Raw genomic sequence first — 20,807 nt, forward strand, 5'->3', positions numbered from 1 at the left:
GAAGTGTGTTTAAACAAGGTTTGATTGAGATTAACCAAGAAGTCTAATGGTGGCGTTAGACTCCTTGGTTAATTTTTTATTGCTTCGCCCTGACGCGGAGTGTGTGTTTTTTTGTCATATATAGACATTGGTCTTGGGAAGGTGAGGACGGGTGAAAATGCCTCTTATCGTGCAGAAATTTGGTGGAACGTCGGTGGGTTCAATTGAACGAATCCATCATGTAGCAGAAAAAATCATTGAAGCGAAAAATGAAGGGAACCAGATCGTGGTTGTCGTTTCTGCTATGTCTGGTGAAACAAATCGGTTAGTTAATTTAGCCACGCAAGTTGATAGCGTACCAAACGCTAGAGAACTGGATGTGTTGTTAACGGCTGGCGAGCAAGTTTCCATGGCCTTGTTAGCAATGACGTTACACAAGTTAGGTTATGAAGCGACATCGATGACTGGCTATCAAGCCAAGATACACACGGATTCTAATCATAATAATGCGGCGATTGAGCGTATTGATACTGCTCCGATTCAAGCTCTGCTAGATGACAACCAGATTGTTATTGTTGCAGGCTTTCAAGGATTCAATGCGAAAGGTGATATCACGACATTAGGCCGCGGTGGTTCAGATACTACAGCGGTCGCGCTTGCAGGTGCCTTGCAGGCGAAAGAATGCCAGATCTATACTGATGTAGATGGTGTTTACTCTTGTGACCCTAGAGTCGTAAAACAATCTCAGAAATTAGATACTTTAGACTTTCCTTCTATGGAAGAGATGGCTCGCCGAGGCGCTAAGGTATTGCACCTTCCTTGTGTTCAGTATGCATGGCAGCACAACGTGTCATTGCGAGTGCTTTCAAGCTTTGAACAAGGCGAGGGCACATTGATCGCGGGTAATCAGTGTTTGAATGATATTGCTGGCATCGCCATCCAAAGAGATATGGTGCGTATCGAGTGTTTGAATGAAGATTTACCGTCTTTCATTTCACATTGCCAACTGTTGGGGATCGAAGTCTGTAGTGTGATCGAGGAAACAGAACGGGCAGCACTCATTATTAAACAAGACATAAGTGCCAAATTAAAACTAGTTTTTGCTGAGAAAATCCGTAATAGTGAACAGGTTAGTTTGTTAACTGTGGTAGGAAGCCGAACACAAGAAATTGTGGTCAGTTCACATGGATTGTTGTCTGAAGGCGAAATTGATGTACAGCATCACTTATTGCAGCAGCAGTCTTTAACTTTGGTGATATCACCAACGCAAGTCGATATGGCTGCTAACATATTACACAATGCATACATCGTAGCGCGTGAAACACAGGGTTATCCTAAAAAAGAAGTGCATTTTGGTTAAATAAACTCAATCGATAGTTTACGAAAATATAACTTTTGTTGGATAATGCTCTCGTAGCTAGATAAATTTAGAGATTACTCAAGGAGCAAAGAATGCTAATTTTGACTCGCCGCGTTGGCGAAACACTGATGATTGGTGATGAAGTAACAGTTACTGTACTAGGCGTTAAAGGTAACCAAGTACGTATCGGTGTTAACGCACCTAAAGAAGTATCTGTTCACCGTGAAGAGATCTACATGCGCATTCAAGCTGAAAAAGGTAATGGTAACGTTGCATCTGGCAACTACTAATACTTTTGCGTAGAGAAGAGGCTAGCATTGTTGCTAGCCTTTTTTGATCTTGGGGAACCGAAACACTGATTGGGACATAGATGGGTTGGATAACGGATCGGTCTCAAAGTGGTGAAGTGAATGCTTTGTGATGCTGCGAGATACAGACAAGGTTGAACAGAACTGTTGCTCTGTATTTTGTTTGGCAAAACTCAAGATTTATTCGCTTCCCCTATGGCGAAAATACGCATCCCGTAGTATTGTGCCATCAGCGGTAGCACTTGCTGCTGGAGAAATTAGATAATTGTTTTCGGCTGTTTATTATTGCCAATCTTTCACCTTAATTTTTAAGGGAAAAAGCGCGATTTGAATCTTATAAGTTCAATTTGCAAGCGCTTTGATTAAATAGCAAACGGTTGAGTGTTTTTGTCCAATTTTTTTCAATAAAGTGTTTGACATATTTTCGGTAAAACGTAATATGTGCCTCCGCAAGACGGTGAGGTGGCCGAGAGGCCGAAGGCGCTCCCCTGCTAAGGGAGTATGTGGTTTGTAGCTGCATCGAGGGTTCGAATCCCTCCCTCACCGCCATTTCTTGCGAGTCTAAAATTAGCAATTTAGACAATGTAAATGTGCGTCCTTAGCTCAGCTGGATAGAGTACCTGGCTACGAACCAGGCGGTCGGAGGTTCGAATCCTCCAGGACGCGCCATTCTCTCTTCTCTTACTTGTAAGTGATTTGAGAATAATGAATTAGGTGAGGTGGCCGAGTGGCCGAAGGCGCTCCCCTGCTAAGGGAGTATGTGGTTTGTAGCTGCATCGAGGGTTCGAATCCCTCCCTCACCGCCATTCATTACAGGCCGATGGCCTTTTTTTTTCTTCGTAGCAAGAAGAATGTGATATATTTCACAACTTCATTCTTAATGAATGAACACCGTGCGTCCTTAGCTCAGCTGGATAGAGTACCTGGCTACGAACCAGGCGGTCGGAGGTTCGAATCCTCCAGGACGCGCCACTATTTAAGGGTTTATTTCTTTTAAGAATGAAAGTCCTTGTATTGACTAAGTTGATACTAAAACCGTGCGCTCTTAGCTCAGCTGGATAGAGTACCTGGCTACGAACCAGGCGGTCGGAGGTTCGAATCCTCCAGAGCGCGCCACTATTTAGGGTTTAGTTCTTATAAGAATGTGAATCCTGATATTGATAAATCGTTCGTCGAGAATTAATATCAAAAACCGTGCGTCCTTAGCTCAGCTGGATAGAGTACCTGGCTACGAACCAGGCGGTCGGAGGTTCGAATCCTCCAGGACGCGCCACTATTTAGGGCTTCTTTCTTATAAGAACAGAAATCCTTGTATTGAGTTGTTGTTTACAACGAATTGATACTAAAACCGTGCGCTCTTAGCTCAGCTGGATAGAGTACCTGGCTACGAACCAGGCGGTCGGAGGTTCGAATCCTCCAGAGCGCGCCACTATTTAGGGTTTCTTTTATGAACCCCTGATATTGGGAATACCGATATCGAAAACTGCGCGTCCTTAGCTCAGCTGGATAGAGTACCTGGCTACGAACCAGGCGGTCGGAGGTTCGAATCCTCCAGGACGCGCCACTCTTTAGGGTTTCCTTGTGAGCTCCTGATATTGGAAATACTGATATCGAAAACCGTGCGTCCTTAGCTCAGCTGGATAGAGTACCTGGCTACGAACCAGGCGGTCGGAGGTTCGAATCCTCCAGGACGCGCCACTATTTAGGGCTTCTTTCTTATGAGAATGAAATCCTTATATTGATACGTTGTGAGTAACAATGAATTGATATTAAAACCGTGCGCTCTTAGCTCAGCTGGATAGAGTACCTGGCTACGAACCAGGCGGTCGGAGGTTCGAATCCTCCAGAGCGCGCCACATTATTAGAAAAAGCCTCGTTTATACGAGGCTTTTTTTATGTCTGCTGCAAATTTGTTGCGACAATGTTAAATTTGTTCGTTGTTTAACTTGTTGTATTTAAAGTAGTTCTTGATTTCTTCTTTGTTATTCCACCTTTCTCATATCAATTCCCAGAAAAGCCCCGTTTAAGTCACAGTTTAAATATCTAAAAATGACGTATTTGACAGATTTATGTGATCTGATAGGCGAATAATTAACCTTATGTGTGCGTTATCCGTAACAGAACCTTAAACAAAATTGACAAACTTTTACCAATCGAGATAATCCATGGGTCGGGATCACTATTCGCTGAAATCCTGTACGTATGTCAGGATGACGAAGAAAGGAAGCAACATGACTAATATTGGAAGCCTGCTAGGAGATGCGGCGACTCTAATGATAACGGGGATGTCCGTTGTCTTTATTTTCCTAACTATTCTAGTTTACCTCGTTCGGTTGATGTCAAAACTGGTACCAGAAGAAGTACCAGAGCCGATCGCAGCACCTAAAAAAATTCAAAAATCACAATCAAACCCTTCAGCTGTTAGTCCACAGGTAGTGGCTGCAATTTCGGCCGCGGTTCATCAATACCGTGCGTCTACTGCTAAGTAGTATTTAAAGGATTAAAAAGGAGTTTATGAGCATGTCTAAACCACTAGCTATCACAGATGTGGTACTTCGTGACGCGCACCAGTCACTATTTGCTACTCGTATGCGTATCGAAGATATGCTGCCAATTGCGGCAGAACTGGATAAAGTCGGTTACTGGTCACTTGAGACTTGGGGCGGCGCGACGTTTGATTCGTGTATCCGTTTTCTTGGCGAGGATCCATGGGAGCGTTTGCGTGAGCTGAAAAAAGCGATGCCAAACACACCAATGCAGATGCTACTGCGTGGTCAAAACCTATTGGGCTACCGTCACTACGCGGATGATGTAGTAGAAAAATTTGTTGAACGTGCCCATAAAAACGGCATGGACGTATTCCGTATCTTTGATGCGATGAATGACGTGCGTAACTTTGAAAAAGCAGTGAAAGCAACGATCGACGTTGGTGGCCACGCTCAAGGTACGTTGTCTTACACAACCAGTCCGGTCCACAATTCAGATACTTGGGTTGATTTGGCTAAGCGCCTAGAGGACCTAGGTTGTCACTCACTATGTATCAAAGATATGTCAGGTTTATTAAAGCCGTATGAAGCAGAAGAGCTGATTACACGTATCAAAGCATCGTGTGACGTTCCTCTGGCACTGCATAGCCACGCGACAACTGGTCTATCGACTGCAACAGCGGTTAAAGCCGTTGAAGCGGGTATCGACATTCTAGATACCGCTATTTCTTCAATGAGCTGTACTTACGGTCATACGCCAACCGAAACGGTTGTTGCGATGTTAGAAGGTACAGAGCGCGACACGAATCTTAAACTAGACCAAATCGAACCCATCGCGGCTTACTTCCGTGATGTACGTAAAAAGTACGCGAAATGGGAAGGTCAGCTAAAAGGTGTCGATTCTCGCATCTTAATCGCTCAAGTTCCTGGCGGAATGTTAACTAACATGGAAGGCCAGCTTAAAGAGCAAGGCGCCGCCGATCGCATGGATGAAGTTCTAGAAGAGATCCCACGCGTACGTAAAGAGCTTGGTTACATTCCTTTAGTAACACCAACTTCTCAGATTGTCGGTACTCAAGCGGTTATTAACGTCTTAACGGGCGAACGCTATAAGAGCATCACGAAAGAGACTGCTGGTCTACTGAAAGGTGAATACGGTCAAGCTCCTGCTGAAGTGGATGCTGAACTGCAAGCGAAAGTTCTAGACGGTGCAGAGCCGATTACTTGTCGTCCTGCTGATTTACTTAAGTCTGAAATGGATACGTTAACGACGGATCTGTTAGAGAAAGCGAAATCAGAGGGTATCTCTCTAGCTGAAGATACGGTTGATGATGTACTGACTTACGCGCTCTTCCCACAAGTGGGTCTTAAGTTCCTTAAGAACCGTCGTAATCCTGAAGCATTTGAACCTGCACCAACGCTAGAAGTTGCGGCTCCAGTTGCTGCAGCTCCTGTACAAGCTTCTGGTGGTATTGAAAGCTACAGCGTGAAGGTTGATGGTCAAGTTTACGATGTTGAAGTTGGCCCACAAGGTGAACTGACATCGGTGGCGCCATCTGCAAAACCTGCTCAGGCTGCACCAGTAGCAGCGTCTGACGCTGAAGCGGTTCCAGCTCCATTGGCGGGTAACATCTTTAAAGTAAACGTTCAGGCGGGTACTGAGGTTTCTGAAGGCGACGTTCTACTAATCCTAGAAGCGATGAAGATGGAAACGGAAGTTCGTGCTGCTCGTGGTGGTATCGTTCAAGAATTGAATGTTAAAGAAGGCGATGCAGTTACTGTAGGCGCTCCACTACTAAGCTTAGCGTAAGGGAGTACCATGGAAGGATTGATGACCTTATGGTCTGAAACAGGGATTGCGAACTTTGAGTTCGGCCAGATCTGTATGATGCTGGTTGGTTGCTTACTGTTGTTTTTGGCAATTCGTAAAGGATTTGAACCGTTACTTCTACTGCCTATTGGTTTTGGTGCTGTATTAGCAAACATTCCAAATGCTGGGTTTACTGATCCAGGTGGTTTGCTCTACTACGTCTACTACATTGGTATTGAGACAGGTATTTTCCCACTGCTGATCTTTATGGGTGTTGGTGCGATGACGGACTTCGGTGCGTTGATTGCGAACCCTAAAACGTTGTGGCTAGGGGCTGCGGCTCAGTTTGGTATCTTCGCGACGCTATTTGGCGCGATCTTGCTGAACTACGTTCCAGGAATGGAGTTCTCGATGGCCGATGCTTCGTCAATTGCGATCATTGGTGGTGCCGATGGCCCAACTGCGATCTTCTTGGCAAGCAAGTTATCTCCGGATCTTTTAGGTGCCATTGCAGTAGCGGCTTATAGCTACATGGCTTTGGTTCCTATCATTCAGCCACCAATCATGAAAGCGTTAACGTCTCCTGAAGAGCGCAAAATTAAGATGGCTCAACTTCGTCACGTTAGCAAAGCCGAGAAGATTCTTTTCCCGCTTGCTGTACTACTGATGACGATTTTGTTCCTACCTTCAGCAACACCTCTAGTTGGTATGTTCTGTTTGGGTAACTTAATGCGTGAAGCGGGTGTGGTTGATCGCCTTTCAAAAACAGCTCAAAACGAACTGATTAACGTTGTAACTATTTTCCTAGGTCTAGGGGTTGGTTCTAAGCTTCAAGCGGATACGTTCTTGAACTTAGAAACACTGGGTATTCTAGGTTTAGGTGCGGTCGCGTTCAGTATCGGTACGGCGGGTGGTGTATTGATGGCTAAGGTGTTGAACCGATTCTCGAAAGAGGACATCAACCCACTGATTGGCGCAGCTGGCGTATCGGCGGTTCCAATGGCGGCACGTGTTGTGAACAAGGTTGGTCTTGAGGCAAACCCTCAGAACTTCTTATTGATGCATGCAATGGGTCCGAACGTAGCCGGTGTACTTGGTAGTGCGGTTGCGGCGGGCATTCTATTAGCTCTCGTGGGCTAGTGGATTTGCTGGGTCATGTATCGTTACGTTAATTGGTCGTCAATTTACGAATGAGCGGTTAACTTAGCCTTATTAAATGGTTTATAGTCAAAGGGATGCTTTCGCATCCCTTTCTTTTTATTAATTAGGGTGCTTGCTCACTAGGGCTTTTATCAATCAAGGAAATGTGGAATGGAAAATAAACAGATTGCGATTACTCAATTCGGCGGCGTCGAAAACCTAAGTATTCAAACCAGTGCGATCCCTGAGCCTAAGGCTGGAGAAGTGGTGGTTAAAGTTTCCTTTTCAGGCATTAATCCGATTGATGTCAAAACCCGAGCGGGTCTTGGTTGGGCGGCAGCACAAAACAAAGATAACCTGCCTTGGGTGCCTGGCTACGATATTTCAGGGCAAATTGTCTCGCTAGGCGAACAGGCTGAACGCTTTACTGTTGGTGATAACGTGGCTGGCTTTATTGGTTTTCCACTGCAAGGTGGCGGTTACAGCCAATATGTGTGTGTTCCAGAAGCTGCATTAAGTATGGTTCCTGATTCTGTCACTCTAGAAGCGGCAGCTGCATTACCACTTGCGAGTCAAACAGCGGCACAAGCGCTCAACAAAGCCGAAGTGAAAGAAGGCGACCGCGTGCTTATTTTAGCGGGCGCGGGCGGCGTTGGTCACCTTGCGGTTCAAATTGCAGTGGCAGCAAAAGCTGAGGTTTACACAACCTGCAGCGAAGCCAATCTTGATTACCTTGCGACGCTAGGTGCTCACGCGATTAACTATAAGTTTGCGCCAGCATCAGAAAGAGTATCTGATGTCGATGTGTTGATTGATTTGGTCGGTGGCGATACCGCGCTTGATGCATTGAAGTGCCTAAAAGATGGCGCGCGAGTCGTGACTGTGCCGACTCTATCTGCAGAACTTATCTGCGAAAAAGCCACACTATTAGGTTTTACTGCATCAGGCATGCTGGTTGAACCAAGCCCTGAGCAAATGGACACTATGCTTTACATGGTCAGTGTCGGATTACTCAAAACAGAAATTCAAGGTATCTACCAATTAGACGAGGCGCAGTCGGCGCACCTGCAGGTTGAAACCGGACACACCAGAGGCAAGGTGCTACTTAAAATGCAAGAAAGTTGATAGGCAGTGTTAGAATTTTTTAACTCCCTTTTTGAAAATATCGCGCTGTGGTTCTCGGACTCGGCGCTGTGGGTACTCTTCATTAGTGGCTTCTTGAGTGCCACGTTACTCCCCGGTGGTTCAGAAGCTAGCCTTGTGGCTGCATTGAGCTTAGATCAGTTTTCAACCTCATCGATCATTCTGGTGGCGACATTAGGCAATACCTTAGGCGGCCTGACTAACTATTGGATTGGTTTGTGGTTGCCTAATCGAACTCAATCTGAAAAGCATGGTCATAAGGCTATGGCTTGGCTGAGTCGTTATGGCTACTGGACACTGTTATTTAGTTGGTTACCGATCATTGGTGACCCTTTGTGTCTCGCTGCGGGTTGGCTAAGAATGAAATTCATCCCTAGCGTTATTTTGATAGCGATTGGCAAAGCCGCTCGCTATAGCTTACTTGCTGCTATCTACTTCGGTTTTTTCTAAGGAGAACCTATGAAAAAGGTTTTACTTGGTACATTTTCTCTTATCGCCATTGCTGGCTGTTCTTACAATGTACCTAGCTCAACGCCCTTCTTTTCCTCGTTACCTGAAGGTGTCACTCTGTTAGAAGAGGTTAAGCCCTCTAAAGATAAAGTAGTGATTCCTTACACCAAGTATCAGCTTGAAAACGGTCTGACAGTTATTCTTTCCCCTGATGATTCCGATCCGTTGGTGCATGTTGATGTAACTTATCACGTCGGTTCAGCACGTGAAGAGATAGGCAAGTCGGGATTTGCTCACTTCTTTGAGCACATGATGTTCCAGGGTTCAGAGAACGTTGGTGACCAACAGCACTTTAAGATCATTACCGAAGCGGGTGGCTCGTTAAACGGCACGACCAACCGTGACCGCACCAACTATTTTGAAACTGTTCCTTCTAACCAACTTGAGAAAATGTTGTGGTTAGAATCAGACCGAATGGGCTTCTTGTTGGATGCTGTTTCTCAGAAGAAATTTGAGGTTCAAAGAGGCACGGTCAAGAACGAGCGAGCGCAGAGCTACGAAAATCGTCCTTACGGCTTGATGTGGGAACGCATGGGCGAAGCGCTTTACCCTGAAGGTCACCCTTACTCTTGGCAACCAATCGGCTATGTTGAAGATCTTGACCGTGTTGACGTGAATGATCTTAAAGCGTTCTTCCTGCGTTGGTACGGCCCAAACAATGCCGTGTTAACGATTGGTGGTGATATCGACGTTGATGACACGCTAGAATGGGTTAACAAGTACTTTGGTTCAATTCCTCAAGGCCCTGAAGTGAAGGCGGCAGAGAAGCAACCTGCTGTTCTAACAGAAGATAAATACATCACCTTAGAAGACAATATTCGTCAGCCGATGGTGCTGGTGGGGTGGCCAACAACGTATCGCGGTGAAGAGACGCAAGCTTCACTGAATGCATTGTCTAACGTGTTAGGTTCAGGTACCAACAGTTACCTATATCAAAACCTCGTAAAAACGCAGAAGGCCGTCAGCGCTGGCTCTTTCCATGATTGTGCTGAGTTGGCGTGTACCATGTACGTGTATGCAATGGGCAACTCAGGTGAAAAAGGCGATTTGACGGTTCTCAATAAAGAGCTGATGGATACCCTGGAGCAATTCTCGAAAGAGGGCGTTGAGCAAGAGCGTTTAGACCAGATCACTGGCATGGCCGAAGCGAATGCTGTTTTTGCATTGCAAAGCGTTAAAGGTAAGGTGTCGCAACTCGCGTCGAACCAAACCTTCTATGGTCAGCCTGATCGCATTGAATCACAACTCGATCAAATCCGAGCGGTGACGCCTGAGAGCGTGAGCAAGGCATACCAAGATTTCATCGAAGGTAAGCACAAGGTTACCTTGAGTGTGGTTCCTAAGAAAAAGCTCGATTTGGCGGTTCGTGAAGCGACCTTTACCACGCCACCACGTACGTTGCCGGAATACAGCAAGGTGACGGAAGATCAACTGGATTTCAGAAAGGCACCGGATACCTTTGATCGCAGTGTGATGCCAGAAGTGAACTTTGGTGTTGAGGCGACCATGCCTGAGTTGTACCGCATGCACTTTGCAAATGGCACTGACTTAATTGGTACCGTGACCAGTGAAACGCCGACAGTACAGCTGCAAATTCAATTGCCTGCAGGCGAACGCTATGTTCGCAAAGGGCAAGAAGGCCTAGCGAACCTAACGGCTTCGATGATGGAAGAAGGCTCAACTAAACGAACCGTTGAAGAGTTACAAGCGACCTTAGATAAACTTGGTAGCAGCGTGAGCATTAGTGCGGGCAGCTACACCACAGATATTTCAGTCTCGACGCTAGAGAAAAACTTGCCTCAAACCTTAGCGATTGTGCAAGAGGTTCTATTCGATCCTAAGTTCGATGAGCAAGATTTTGAGCGCGTTAAGAAACAGATGCTAGAAGGCGTTGTGTATCAGCATCAGCAGCCAAGCTGGATGGCTTCTCAAGCAACCCGTGAAGTGCTGTTTGGTGACACTGTTTTTGCTCGTGCAAGTGATGGTACTAAGGAATCTCTATCGAAATTGACCTTAGACGATGTGAAAAAATTCTATGCGCAACATTACACACCAGAAGGTGCCAATATTATTGTGGTGGGAGACATCTCGAAGAAAGAGGTAGGGAAACAGCTACAATTCTTTGAAGAGTGGCAAGGCGATGCGGCACCATTAACGCGTCCACAGATCGTTAAAGAGCTTTCTGGTCAGCACCTGTACTTAGTTGATAAACCGGGTGCGCCGCAAAGCATTGTTCGCTTGGTTCGTAAGGGCCTGCCGTTTGATGCGACGGGCGAATTGTATTTGAGCCAGTTAGCTAACTTTAACTTAGCGGGCAACTTCAATAGCCGTATCAACCAGAACCTACGTGAAGACAAAGCCTACACTTACGGTGCAAGCGGTTACTTCGCAAGTACTCGTGAAACTGGCGCAGTGGTATTTAGCGCGCAGGTAAGGGCGAATGCGACGGTTCCATCGATTCAAGAGTTTATTAATGAGCTGAATGAGTTTAGCCAAAGTGGATTAACTGACGAAGAGGTGAAATTTATGCGCCTTGCCGTCGGTCAACAAGATGCACTTAAATACGAAACGCCAAGTCAAAAGGCGGGGTTGTTGAGTAATATTGTTGCATTGAGCCTTGATGAAGATTACCTACAACAGCGTAATCAGATAGTTGAAACGGTTTCAAAAGAGAGCTTAAACGAGCTATCTAAGAAATGGTTTGACCCGAATGATTATCAAATAATCGTTGTTGGTGACGCGACTTCGCTTCGCCCGCAATTAGAAAAGTTAGATATTCCAATAGAAGAGCTTGAAATCATTCGTTAGAGTACACATTAAAGGGGGAGGGAAGAGACTCTACTTTTCTCCTCCAACCTAATTTATGATAGTTCTAATCAGAACAATATAAGATAAGTGAACTGAATTTTGACTGATTTTGCTGCGCGACTAAAGCAAGTTGCAACCAACCCTAAGACCTTCTCTCAATTTGGTCGTGGTGTTGAAAGGGAAACATTACGCTACACGGAAGATGGGCACCTTGCTACTGGGCCGCACCCTGAGGCTTTGGGATCTGCGTTGATGAACGAATGGGTAACGACCGATTTCTCTGAGTCGCTACTGGAATTTATCACGCCTGTTTCTAACGACGTTCCGACGCTTTTGAATCAGTTGTCTGATATCCATCACTTCACGCAAACCAAGTTAGACGGCGAAAAACTATGGCCGCTTTCTATGCCTTGTTACGTTGGCAGTGAAGATTACATTCAGCTAGCGCAATACGGCACCTCGAATAACGGTAAGATGAAGACCTTATATCGTGAAGGCCTAAAACGTCGTTACGGTAGCCTGATGCAGATTATCTCTGGTGTTCACTTCAACTTCTCTTTCCCAGAAAGCTTTTGGGATAGCCTGTTTGGAGAGCAAACTGAAGAAGCGCGTTGTGAATCTAAGTCAGATGCTTACTTCGGTTTGATTCGTAACTACTACCGCTTTGGTTGGTTAATCCCATACTTCTTCGGTGCTTCACCTGCGCTATGTTCTTCTTTCATCAAAGGAAGAGAAACAAACCTACCTTTTGAAAAGGTTGGTGAGACATTGTATCTGCCAAAAGCAACGGCACTGCGCCTGAGCGACCTTGGCTACACGAACAGTGCGCAAAGTGTATTGAAGATTGGCTTCAACAGCCTGGGTCAGTACCTTGAAGGTTTGAATCAAGCGATTCGTACGCCATCAGAAGAATTCGCCGAAATTGGCACTAAGGTTGATGGTGAATACCGTCAGCTAAATAGCAACGTACTGCAAATTGAGAATGAGCTTTACGCTCCAATCCGTCCTAAGCGTGTGGCAAAAAGTGGTGAGAAGCCATCTGAAGCGTTGGCTCGCGGCGGTGTTGAGTACATCGAGGTGCGTTCTCTCGATGTAAACCCATTCAGCTCAATCGGTATCACCGAACAGCAAGTTCGCTTCTTGGATCTATTCCTAACGTGGAGTGTACTAACAGACTCTGCTGAGATGGATAACTGCGAACTTGAGTGCTGGCGCGACAACTGGAACAAGGTGATCTTAGAAGGTCGTCAAGCTGGTCTAGAGCTGCAAATTGGTTGTCATGGCGAGCGCTTGTCTCTGCAAGATTGGGCGAAGCGTGTATTTAAAGATCTACGCTCTATTGCCGAAATGATGGACGCAGAACAAGGCGGTCGTGCATACCAAGAAACATGCGATACGCTTGAGGCTTGGATTGATAACCCTGAGCTAACTATTTCTGGCCAGTTGCTAGAAGAGACCAAAAAATTGGGCGGCTTAGGTAAAGTGGGTTGCGCGTTAGGTAAAACGTACGCTCAGCAACACAAAGCTCACCAATACAAAGTATATTCAGCTGAGTTGATGGAAGCAGAAGTTCAACGTTCTGTGATTGCTCAGCAACAAAGTGAAGAAGCAAGCACTCAAGATTTTGATAGCTTCTTAGCGGATTATTTTTCGTATTTAAAAGCATAGCGAGACTTTGGTGGAAAGGAAGCAAGCCTTATTAGGTCAGCCTACTCGAGTGAGTAGTAAATGGTTACCTGTAGTGACTGTTGGTGTTGTCTCTAGCCTGTTGGTTGGATGTGCAACGCCACCGCCAAAGCAGCAAGATAATTTGTGTAGCATCTTTCGAGAGCACCCTTCATGGTATGAAGATGCCTTGGATATGCAAGAAGAATGGGGAACGCCGATTAACGTTGCGATGGCTTTTGTGAAACAAGAGAGTAGCTATCGTCATGATGCGCGCCCACCTAAAGATTACATTCTTGGCTTTATACCGTGGGGGCGTGTAAGCAGTGCCTACGGTTATGCACAAGCTCAAGATCCTGCTTGGGAAGACTTCCAAAAGGCGACCAATAACGGTGGTTCAAGAACCAACTTTGATGATGCATTGATGTTCATCGGTTGGTATACCAGCGAGACGCGTCGTCAATTGGGCATCTCACTATGGGACCCATATAACCAATACCTGGCTTATCATGAAGGCCGTGGTGGTTATAAGCGTAAGTCATACAACAGCAAGCCATCGCTAATTAAGGTGGCGCGCAAAGTCGAACAGCAAGCAAAAGATTATGGATGGCAGCTGAAACAGTGCCGCAAAGAACTAGAAGACAATCGAAGCTGGTTTTTCTAAAGCCAGCCGTCATGGAGAAGAGCAATGCCTTTATTAGATAGTTTCACTGTTGATCACACACGCATGAACGCACCTGCCGTTCGTGTTGCTAAAACAATGCAAACCCCAAAAGGGGATACCATCACTGTGTTTGACCTGCGTTTTACTGCGCCAAACAAAGACATCCTATCTGAGAAAGGTATCCATACTCTAGAGCACCTATATGCTGGTTTCATGCGTAATCAATTGAACGGTTCAGATGTAGAGATCATCGATATCTCACCGATGGGCTGTCGCACTGGTTTCTACATGAGCCTGATTGGTACGCCTACAGAACAACAAGTGGCTGACGGTTGGTTGGCAGCGATGCAAGACGTACTGAAAGTTGAGAACCAGAATAAGATCCCTGAGCTGAACGAATACCAATGTGGTACCGCGGCAATGCACTCTTTGGATGAAGCGAAAGAGATCGCGAATGCGATCATCGCTGCAGGCATCTCTGTAAACAAGAATGATGAACTGGCACTGCCAGAGTCTATGCTGCAAGAGCTTAAGATCGACTAGTCATTGATAGCTACCCTAGATAGGGCGAGTTAGATACTAAAAGGCCCGGTTCAATGAACCGGGCCTTTTTCGTCAACGTATTTTAGGGCGAGACAGAGATTCAGTGATAACTCAGTTAGCCGTTCACGATCTGTGGGAACACGCGAACCAGTTTGATGCGGTTCTCTTCAAGCTCAACAATTTCCATTGGGTGGCTGGCTACCTGAACACTGAGGTGACTCTCTGGAATATCTTCAAGGTGTTCCAGTATCAAACCATTCAGAGTTCTTGGGCCATCGGTAGGCAGTGCCCACTGTAAGCCTTTGTTGATGTCTCGGATATTGGCACTGCCTTCAATCAAGAAGCTGCCATCGCTTTGCGGAGTAATCTCTTCAGATAAGCTTGGGGTGATTGAGGTGGTAAACTCACCTACGATCTCTTCTAGAATATCTTCTAATGTAACCAAACCATTGATGTCGCCATACTCATCAACAATCAAACCGATGCGCTGCTTATTGCGTTGAAACTTAAGCAGTTGAATATTGAGTGGTGTCGCTTCAGGAATAAAGTAGATCTCATCCGCGGCACGCAACAGGGTTTCTTTATTGAATTCGTTCTTTTCAAGCATCAGACGGTAAGCTTCACGCAGCCTAAGCATGCCGACCACTTCATCTATTTGGTCACGGTACAGCACTACGCGACCATGAGGCGAGTGGGTAAGTTGACGAACGATCGATTTCCAATCGTCATTGATGTCGATACCAGTAATCTCATTACGCGGCACCATGATGTCGTTCACGGTGACGTGCTCTAAATCCAGAATAGACACCAACATATCTTGGTGACGTTGAGGGATTAAGCTACCGGCTTCATTTACCACGGTTCTAAGCTCTTCGGAGCTCAAGTGGTCGGTTGCATCATGGCTGGCTTTGACACCTAAGATACGAATGAAGCCATTGGTAATGAAGTTAACTAAAATCACCAACGGTGACAGTACCTTCATCAGCACCATCAAAAGGATGCTACTGGCGTAAGAGACACGTTCAGGAAATAGAGAAGCGATAGTCTTTGGGGTTACCTCGGCGAATACGAGGATCACGAGAGTCAGGGTACCAGTAGCGATAGCCACACCGATATCCCCGTAGATGCGCATACCAAGAATAGTAGCGATCGCAGATGCAAGAATGTTGACGAGATTGTTGCCGATGAGAATGAGGCCAATCAATCTGTCTGGGCGGTTCAGAAGTTTTTCTACGCGTTTGGCACCTTTATGACCCGTATTGGCCAAGTGCTTTAAACGGTAGCGGTTCAAGGACATCATGCCCGTTTCGGAACCAGAGAAATAACCAGAAATTACAATGAGACACGCGAGTAGCGCAAATAAGATACCCGTTGATATGTCGTCCAAAACTATTCTTTTCCTATTTGTGTATCTTGATTAATTTATGACCGAACATGGTCGAGATGTCAATTGAATCTAACGGACTCAATATTTTAAAGGCAAGGTGTGTGAGACCTTGCCTTTATTTTACAGACTAGTTCAGGATGATTTCCTGAACGAAGCGGCTACCGAAGTAGGCCAATGTGAGCATGCTGGCGCCGGCAAGTGCGAACCAAGTGACTTTCTGTCCACGCCAACCTTTTTGGTAGTGACCCCATAAAAGGATGGAGTAGATAACCCAAGCGATAAAAGACAATACCGCTTTGTGCGCCTTTCCTTGAGCAAACATATCTTGTACGAAGATAAGGCCAGTCAGCAAAGTACCCGTTAATAAACCATTACCAATCAAAATGATCTTGAAAAGCTGTCTTTCCACCATCATTAAAGGAGGTAGGTTAGGGTTGATCACCAACGCTTTTTTCTTTTTAAGTTTGTGATCTAGCCACGCGAGTTGCAGGGCGTATAGCGCGCCGATAGTCAGTGTCGCGTATGAGAATAGAGCCAAAGAGATATGAACGAGCAGTTTAGGGTCATTCTCTAGATGCTTTATGAAGGTGCTTGGAAGAAAAGTAGCAGCCATCAAGTTCAGTGCAGCGAAGCTATAAACGACGGGCAAGATAAACCACAAACGAGTTTTGAGCATAGCGCCGCTCATAACCACAGATATGATTAAACTGATTAATGAAGCAACGTTCAAGATACTGAGGTTTTGACCACTGGCATTAAAAATTAAATCGCCAAGCAACCAAGCATGGAAAGCTAGAGCAAGTAATGCGCTGATAAACACCGTTTTTACACGGATTCCTGTTTGGTGCACGAGACCTGGAATGATCGTGGAAATCGCCATTGTATAAAGAAAGGCTGCTGCGATCGCAATAAGACTGTCCATGGTATCCATTTAAATGATTACTAATTGGCGAATTATACCTCGCATCGCTCTTTGGGGCTATGGCGAACCTCATTCAATTCCAAGTGAATAATGTCTCACATCACAAGCACGGATGATTAACGCTCTACAACGGGTATGACTCTAATCCGCGCTAATGTATACTCACAGTAATAGTCGCAGTTTTGAGCGAAGAGAAAACTATGTTTGATAATTTAACGGATCGTCTATCCAAAACGCTGAAGAACATCAGCGGTAAAGGTCGTCTGACCGAAGACAATATTAAAGAGACGCTGCGTGAAGTACGTATGGCGCTACTTGAAGCCGACGTTGCACTGCCCGTTGTCCGCGATTTTGTTAAGCGCGTAAAAGAAGGCGCTGTGGGTGTTGAGGTTTCTAAATCTCTAACGCCTGGTCAAGAATTTATTAAGATCGTTCAAGCTGAACTTGAAGCGGTGATGGGAGAGTCTAACGAGGCTCTTAACCTAGCAGCGCAGCCGCCAGCCGTTATCTTAATGGCGGGTCTACAAGGTGCGGGTAAAACCACATCGGTAGGTAAGCTATCTAAGCTTCTAACTGAGCGTGACAAGAAGAAAGTCTTGGTTGTATCTGCCGACGTTTACCGTCCAGCGGCGATCAAACAGCTTGAAACGTTAGCAAGCGATGTTGGCGTAGACTTTTTCCCATCTTCAGCTGACCAAAAGCCTCTTGATATTGCAAACGCTGCAATCGACCACGCGAAGAAGAAATTCTACGACGTGCTACTTGTCGATACTGCTGGTCGTTTGGCTATCGATGAAGAGATGATGGGCGAGATCAAAGAGCTTCATACTGCAATTAAACCAGTAGAGACACTGTTCGTTGTTGATGCAATGACAGGTCAAGATGCTGCGAATACTGCAAAAGCCTTTGGCGATGCGCTACCACTAACCGGTGTTATCTTGACGAAAGTTGATGGTGATGCGCGTGGTGGTGCAGCTCTGTCTGTTCGTCATATCACAGGCAAACCGATTAAGTTCTTAGGTGTTGGTGAAAAGACTGACGCACTAGAACCGTTCCACCCAGATCGTGTTGCTTCTCGTATCCTAGGTATGGGCGACGTTCTGTCTCTTATTGAAGACCTACAGAAAAACGTTGATACCGAGAAAGCAGAGAAACTGGCTAAGAAGTTCAAAGAGAAGAAAGGCTTTGACCTTGAAGACTTCCGTGAACAACTAGGTCAGATGCAAAACATGGGCGGCATGATGGGCATGATGGATAAGCTTCCAGGCATGTCTCAGCTACCAGATAACGTTAAAGATAAAGTTGATGACAAGATGTTCAAGCAAATGGAAGCGATCATCAACTCTATGACCATGAAAGAGCGTCAACGCCCTGACCTAATCAAAGGCTCTCGCAAAAAGCGTATTGCCGCTGGTTCTGGTACACAGGTACAAGATGTAAACCGTATGCTTAAGCAGTTCACCCAAATGCAGAAGATGATGAAGAAGATGCAGAAAGGTGGCATGAAAGGCATGATGCGCAACATGCAAGGCATGATGGGCGGCGGTGGAGGTATGGGCGGAATGGGTGGTGGCTTTAACCCGTTTGGTCGATAATCTACAAATGTAAGCTTTAGCTACGTTACTTTTCATAGTGTTAGCCGTGTCACAGAAAGTGTACGGCAGCTATGTTGGTGAAAAAATAGCTAAAGCCCTTGCATTGCACCGGAATAAGAGTAAAATTCCGGGGCTTTAATTTGGCACGAGACCCCAAGCTATTTACTTATACTTGGGGTTAATTATTTTATTAAGAAAGCAAAGAGGACGACATGGTAACCATTCGTTTGGCACGTCACGGTGCAAAGAAGCGCCCATTTTATCAAATCGTAGTTGCGGATAGCCGTAACGCTGCAACTGGCCGTTTCATCGAGAAAGTAGGTTTCTTTAACCCTACTGCTCAAGGTCAAGAAGAAGGTCTACGTCTAGACCTAGATCGTGTTAACCACTGGGTTGGTCAAGGCGCATCTCTATCTGATCGTGTAGCTAAGCTAGTTAAAGACGCTCAAAAAGCGGCTTAATTCTTTTTTAAAGAGAAATAGCTTATGTCGATGAAGGGTAAAGAAACTATGAGCGAGCAAAACAATAGAATTGTCATGGGTAAACTTGGGTCTACCTATGGTATTCGTGGCTGGCTTAAAGTGTTCTCCTACACAGACAATGCTGAAAGCATATTTGATTACAGCCCTTGGTATTTAAACCTAAAGGGTAAGTGGGTTGAGTACAAAGTTGAGAGCTGGAAACGTCATGGCCAAGGTTATGTATGTAAGCTAGCGGGATTAGATGTTCGTGAAGACGCGCAACTGATGACTAACTTTGAAATTGCTATTGACCCTGCTTCGTTACCTGAATTGTCAGAAGATGAATTCTACTGGCGCGAATTGTTCGGTATGCAAGTTTTTACCACTAAAGGTTACGACCTTGGTGAGGTCACTGACCTATTAGAAACTGGCTCGAACGATGTTCTAGTAATCAAAGCAAATCTTAAAGATGCTTTTGGCCAAAAGGAACGGTTAGTACCGTACCTTGAAGAGCAAGTGATCAAGAAAGTTGATCGCGAAGCTCGCCGGATCGAAGTTGACTGGGATCCTGGATTCTAACTCCAAATTACAGAGCGAGAGAACACATGTGGGTTGGCATTATTAGCCTTTTTCCTGAAATGTTCCGTTCTGTTACTGATTTTGGAGTAACAGGTCAAGCGGTTAAAAAAGGTCTTTTATCTATTGAGACATGGAATCCTCGTGATTTCACTCATGATAAACATCGCACTGTTGATGACAGACCTTACGGTGGTGGTCCTGGCATGTTAATGATGGTTCAGCCTTTGCGCGACGCTATCAAAACTGCCAAGCAAGCAGCACCGGGAAAGACGAAAGTCATCTATCTTTCACCTCAAGGTCGTAAACTCGACCAGAAAGGTGTTGAAGAGCTGGCAACAAACGAGAATTTACTTCTTATTTGTGGTCGCTATGAAGGGGTAGATGAGCGCATCATTGAATCTGAAGTTGACGAAGAATGGTCGATTGGAGATTTTGTGATGACGGGTGGCGAACTGCCAGCCATGACGCTGATTGATTCAGTATCTCGGTTTGTTCCGGGTGTACTTGGAGATTTCGCTTCAGCAGAAGAAGATTCTTTTGCAAATGGTTTGCTAGATTGTCCCCATTATACGCGCCCTGAGGTGCTAGACGATAAAGATGTACCATCGGTACTCAAGTCTGGAAACCATAAGGACATTCGTCGCTGGCGATTAAAACAATCGTTGGGCCGAACTTGGCTAAGAAGACCAGAACTCCTGGAAAACCTAGCTCTGACTGACGAACAGGAACAATTACTGGCTGAATTCATTAAAGAGCAACGCTCTTAACGAAAAGCAAGCAGTAACCTATTAAATTTAGTATCAGTTTATTCTAGGAATTTATACAAATGAGCAACATCATCAAGGCTCTTGAAGAAGAGCAACTAAAATCAGACCTTCCTAAATTCGCACCAGGTGACACTGTTGTAGTTCAGGTTAAGGTAAAAGAAGGTGACCGTGAGCGTCTACAGGCTTTCGAAGGCGTTGTAATCGCTATTCGTAACCGTGGTCTACACTCTGCATTCACAGTTCGTAAGATCTCGAACGGTGAAGGCGTAGAGCGTGCGTTCCAAACTCACTCTCCAATGGTTGATAGCATCGAAGTTAAACGCCGTGGTGCAGTACGTCGTGCCAAGTTGTACTACCTACGTGAGCGTTCTGGTAAGTCAGCTCGTATTAAAGAGAAGCTTACTAAGAAGTAATTCTTTTTGCATTCTATCGATAAAAGCGGAGCCATTTGGCTCCGCTTTTTTGTGTCTGTTATTTGGAGCTTAGCAGGTAAGAGATCCCCAATTCGCTCGTACCTCACTCTTGAGGATGACAAACCAGACGAAACTCATATTTAACCGTCATTCCCTAGACTGACGAAGGAAGGAGTAGGGAATCTCTACTAGCGCCGTGTTATAGGCAATAAAAAAGGATTGACGTTAAACGCCAACCCTTCAAAATTTACTCGCTACTCGCTACTC

The 20,807-nt window shown here is 45.5% G+C and carries 18 protein-coding genes and 10 tRNA genes; 26 read left to right on the forward strand and 2 right to left on the reverse strand.

Annotated features, from left to right (window positions below; translation table 11 throughout):
• Positions 1–157: 157 nt before the first annotated feature.
• From AB4507_RS09715 to luxS, 21 genes are all read left to right on the forward strand, one after another.
• Positions 158–1,339, forward strand: a complete 1,182-nt coding sequence (locus AB4507_RS09715; protein WP_017063224.1) for an aspartate kinase — start codon at positions 158–160, stop codon at positions 1,337–1,339.
• A gap of 92 nt (positions 1,340–1,431) precedes the next feature.
• The gene (csrA, locus tag AB4507_RS09720; RefSeq protein ID WP_004415691.1) at positions 1,432–1,629 is read left to right on the forward strand and encodes a carbon storage regulator CsrA; all 198 of its coding nucleotides are present in this window, start codon (positions 1,432–1,434) and stop codon (positions 1,627–1,629) included.
• 474 nt (positions 1,630–2,103) lie between these two features.
• Positions 2,104–2,196: transfer RNA gene (locus AB4507_RS09725), tRNA-Ser, on the forward strand.
• Between the two features lie 43 nt (positions 2,197–2,239).
• Positions 2,240–2,316 (forward strand) — tRNA-Arg (locus tag AB4507_RS09730).
• A gap of 44 nt (positions 2,317–2,360) precedes the next feature.
• Positions 2,361–2,453 (forward strand) — tRNA-Ser (locus tag AB4507_RS09735).
• Between the two features lie 89 nt (positions 2,454–2,542).
• Positions 2,543–2,619, forward strand: a tRNA-Arg gene (locus AB4507_RS09740).
• A 67-nt stretch (positions 2,620–2,686) separates the two neighbouring features.
• A tRNA-Arg gene (locus tag AB4507_RS09745) sits at positions 2,687–2,763 on the forward strand.
• Between the two features lie 80 nt (positions 2,764–2,843).
• Positions 2,844–2,920, forward strand: a tRNA-Arg gene (locus AB4507_RS09750).
• 79 nt (positions 2,921–2,999) lie between these two features.
• Positions 3,000–3,076 (forward strand) — tRNA-Arg (locus AB4507_RS09755).
• A 58-nt stretch (positions 3,077–3,134) separates the two neighbouring features.
• A tRNA-Arg gene (locus AB4507_RS09760) sits at positions 3,135–3,211 on the forward strand.
• Between the two features lie 57 nt (positions 3,212–3,268).
• Positions 3,269–3,345 (forward strand) — tRNA-Arg (locus AB4507_RS09765).
• 81 nt (positions 3,346–3,426) lie between these two features.
• Positions 3,427–3,503 (forward strand) — tRNA-Arg (locus tag AB4507_RS09770).
• 375 nt (positions 3,504–3,878) lie between these two features.
• Positions 3,879–4,136: an oxaloacetate decarboxylase subunit gamma gene (locus AB4507_RS09775; protein WP_004741884.1), complete on the forward strand. Its 258-nt coding sequence runs from the start codon at positions 3,879–3,881 to the stop codon at positions 4,134–4,136.
• 31 nt (positions 4,137–4,167) lie between these two features.
• Entirely contained in the window at positions 4,168–5,943 is a 1,776-nt protein-coding gene (gene oadA / locus AB4507_RS09780) for a sodium-extruding oxaloacetate decarboxylase subunit alpha (protein WP_017059560.1), read from the forward strand.
• A gap of 9 nt (positions 5,944–5,952) precedes the next feature.
• Positions 5,953–7,083: a sodium ion-translocating decarboxylase subunit beta gene (locus AB4507_RS09785; protein WP_019825842.1), complete on the forward strand. Its 1,131-nt coding sequence runs from the start codon at positions 5,953–5,955 to the stop codon at positions 7,081–7,083.
• 171 nt (positions 7,084–7,254) lie between these two features.
• Positions 7,255–8,208, forward strand: coding sequence for an NADP-dependent oxidoreductase (locus AB4507_RS09790; RefSeq protein ID WP_048605767.1), 954 nt, complete (start codon positions 7,255–7,257; stop codon positions 8,206–8,208).
• A gap of 6 nt (positions 8,209–8,214) precedes the next feature.
• On the forward strand, positions 8,215–8,676 hold the full coding sequence (locus AB4507_RS09795; protein ID WP_017059555.1) for a YqaA family protein: 462 nt from the start codon (positions 8,215–8,217) through the stop codon (positions 8,674–8,676).
• A 9-nt stretch (positions 8,677–8,685) separates the two neighbouring features.
• Positions 8,686–11,544, forward strand: a complete 2,859-nt coding sequence (locus AB4507_RS09800) for a M16 family metallopeptidase (protein WP_372182578.1) — start codon at positions 8,686–8,688, stop codon at positions 11,542–11,544.
• A 99-nt stretch (positions 11,545–11,643) separates the two neighbouring features.
• Entirely contained in the window at positions 11,644–13,212 is a 1,569-nt protein-coding gene (gene gshA / locus AB4507_RS09805) for a glutamate--cysteine ligase (RefSeq protein WP_017068871.1), read from the forward strand.
• 10 nt (positions 13,213–13,222) lie between these two features.
• Positions 13,223–13,873 carry a hypothetical protein gene (locus tag AB4507_RS09810; protein ID WP_017629422.1) on the forward strand — a complete coding sequence of 217 codons (651 nt, stop codon included), beginning with the start codon at positions 13,223–13,225 and terminating at the stop codon, positions 13,871–13,873.
• 24 nt (positions 13,874–13,897) lie between these two features.
• Positions 13,898–14,416, forward strand: a complete 519-nt coding sequence (gene luxS, locus AB4507_RS09815) for an S-ribosylhomocysteine lyase (protein ID WP_017056597.1) — start codon at positions 13,898–13,900, stop codon at positions 14,414–14,416.
• Between the two features lie 115 nt (positions 14,417–14,531).
• On the opposite strand, the gene AB4507_RS09820 is transcribed toward luxS, so the two are convergent.
• Positions 14,532–15,803: an HlyC/CorC family transporter gene (locus tag AB4507_RS09820; protein WP_017068872.1), complete on the reverse strand. Its 1,272-nt coding sequence runs from the start codon at positions 15,801–15,803 to the stop codon at positions 14,532–14,534.
• A gap of 127 nt (positions 15,804–15,930) precedes the next feature.
• Complete coding sequence (locus AB4507_RS09825; RefSeq protein WP_019825854.1) at positions 15,931–16,725, reverse strand: inner membrane protein YpjD; 795 nt, start codon at positions 16,723–16,725, stop codon at positions 15,931–15,933.
• 200 nt (positions 16,726–16,925) lie between these two features.
• On the opposite strand from AB4507_RS09825, the gene ffh reads away from it, so the two are divergent.
• From ffh to rplS, 5 genes are all read left to right on the forward strand, one after another.
• On the forward strand, positions 16,926–18,320 hold the full coding sequence (gene ffh / locus AB4507_RS09830; RefSeq protein WP_010435884.1) for a signal recognition particle protein: 1,395 nt from the start codon (positions 16,926–16,928) through the stop codon (positions 18,318–18,320).
• 212 nt (positions 18,321–18,532) lie between these two features.
• Positions 18,533–18,781: a 30S ribosomal protein S16 gene (rpsP, locus tag AB4507_RS09835; RefSeq protein ID WP_004410028.1), complete on the forward strand. Its 249-nt coding sequence runs from the start codon at positions 18,533–18,535 to the stop codon at positions 18,779–18,781.
• Positions 18,782–18,805: 24 nt separating this feature from the next.
• The gene (gene rimM / locus AB4507_RS09840) at positions 18,806–19,360 is read left to right on the forward strand and encodes a ribosome maturation factor RimM (RefSeq protein ID WP_017063236.1); all 555 of its coding nucleotides are present in this window, start codon (positions 18,806–18,808) and stop codon (positions 19,358–19,360) included.
• 26 nt (positions 19,361–19,386) lie between these two features.
• Positions 19,387–20,127 (forward strand): tRNA (guanosine(37)-N1)-methyltransferase TrmD, encoded by a 741-nt coding sequence (gene trmD, locus AB4507_RS09845; protein ID WP_102319880.1) that lies wholly within the window; start codon positions 19,387–19,389, stop codon positions 20,125–20,127.
• Between the two features lie 59 nt (positions 20,128–20,186).
• Positions 20,187–20,540, forward strand: coding sequence for a 50S ribosomal protein L19 (rplS, locus tag AB4507_RS09850; RefSeq protein WP_004735514.1), 354 nt, complete (start codon positions 20,187–20,189; stop codon positions 20,538–20,540).
• Positions 20,541–20,807 lie beyond the last annotated feature (267 nt).

The sequence above is a fragment of the Vibrio sp. 10N.222.54.A3 genome, from assembly GCF_041474095.1.
GTDB lineage: Bacteria > Pseudomonadota > Gammaproteobacteria > Enterobacterales > Vibrionaceae > Vibrio > Vibrio crassostreae_C.

Excerpts from the sequence above, each read along its gene's own strand:
- oadA (WP_017059560.1), top strand. The coding sequence starts at position 4,168 with ATGTCTAAACCACTAGCTATCACAGATGTGGTACTTCGTGACGCGCAC.
- AB4507_RS09715 (WP_017063224.1), top strand. The coding sequence starts at position 158 with ATGCCTCTTATCGTGCAGAAATTTGGTGGAACGTCGGTGGGTTCAATT.
- AB4507_RS09800 (WP_372182578.1), top strand. The coding sequence starts at position 8,686 with ATGAAAAAGGTTTTACTTGGTACATTTTCTCTTATCGCCATTGCTGGC.
- rimM (WP_017063236.1), top strand. The coding sequence starts at position 18,806 with ATGTCGATGAAGGGTAAAGAAACTATGAGCGAGCAAAACAATAGAATT.
- rpsP (WP_004410028.1), top strand. The coding sequence starts at position 18,533 with ATGGTAACCATTCGTTTGGCACGTCACGGTGCAAAGAAGCGCCCATTT.
- AB4507_RS09825 (WP_019825854.1), bottom strand. The coding sequence starts at position 16,725 with ATGGACAGTCTTATTGCGATCGCAGCAGCCTTTCTTTATACAATGGCG.
- rplS (WP_004735514.1), top strand. The coding sequence starts at position 20,187 with ATGAGCAACATCATCAAGGCTCTTGAAGAAGAGCAACTAAAATCAGAC.
- ffh (WP_010435884.1), top strand. The coding sequence starts at position 16,926 with ATGTTTGATAATTTAACGGATCGTCTATCCAAAACGCTGAAGAACATC.
- trmD (WP_102319880.1), top strand. The coding sequence starts at position 19,387 with ATGTGGGTTGGCATTATTAGCCTTTTTCCTGAAATGTTCCGTTCTGTT.
- AB4507_RS09785 (WP_019825842.1), top strand. The coding sequence starts at position 5,953 with ATGGAAGGATTGATGACCTTATGGTCTGAAACAGGGATTGCGAACTTT.
- csrA (WP_004415691.1), top strand. The coding sequence starts at position 1,432 with ATGCTAATTTTGACTCGCCGCGTTGGCGAAACACTGATGATTGGTGAT.
- AB4507_RS09790 (WP_048605767.1), top strand. The coding sequence starts at position 7,255 with ATGGAAAATAAACAGATTGCGATTACTCAATTCGGCGGCGTCGAAAAC.
- luxS (WP_017056597.1), top strand. The coding sequence starts at position 13,898 with ATGCCTTTATTAGATAGTTTCACTGTTGATCACACACGCATGAACGCA.
- AB4507_RS09775 (WP_004741884.1), top strand. The coding sequence starts at position 3,879 with ATGACTAATATTGGAAGCCTGCTAGGAGATGCGGCGACTCTAATGATA.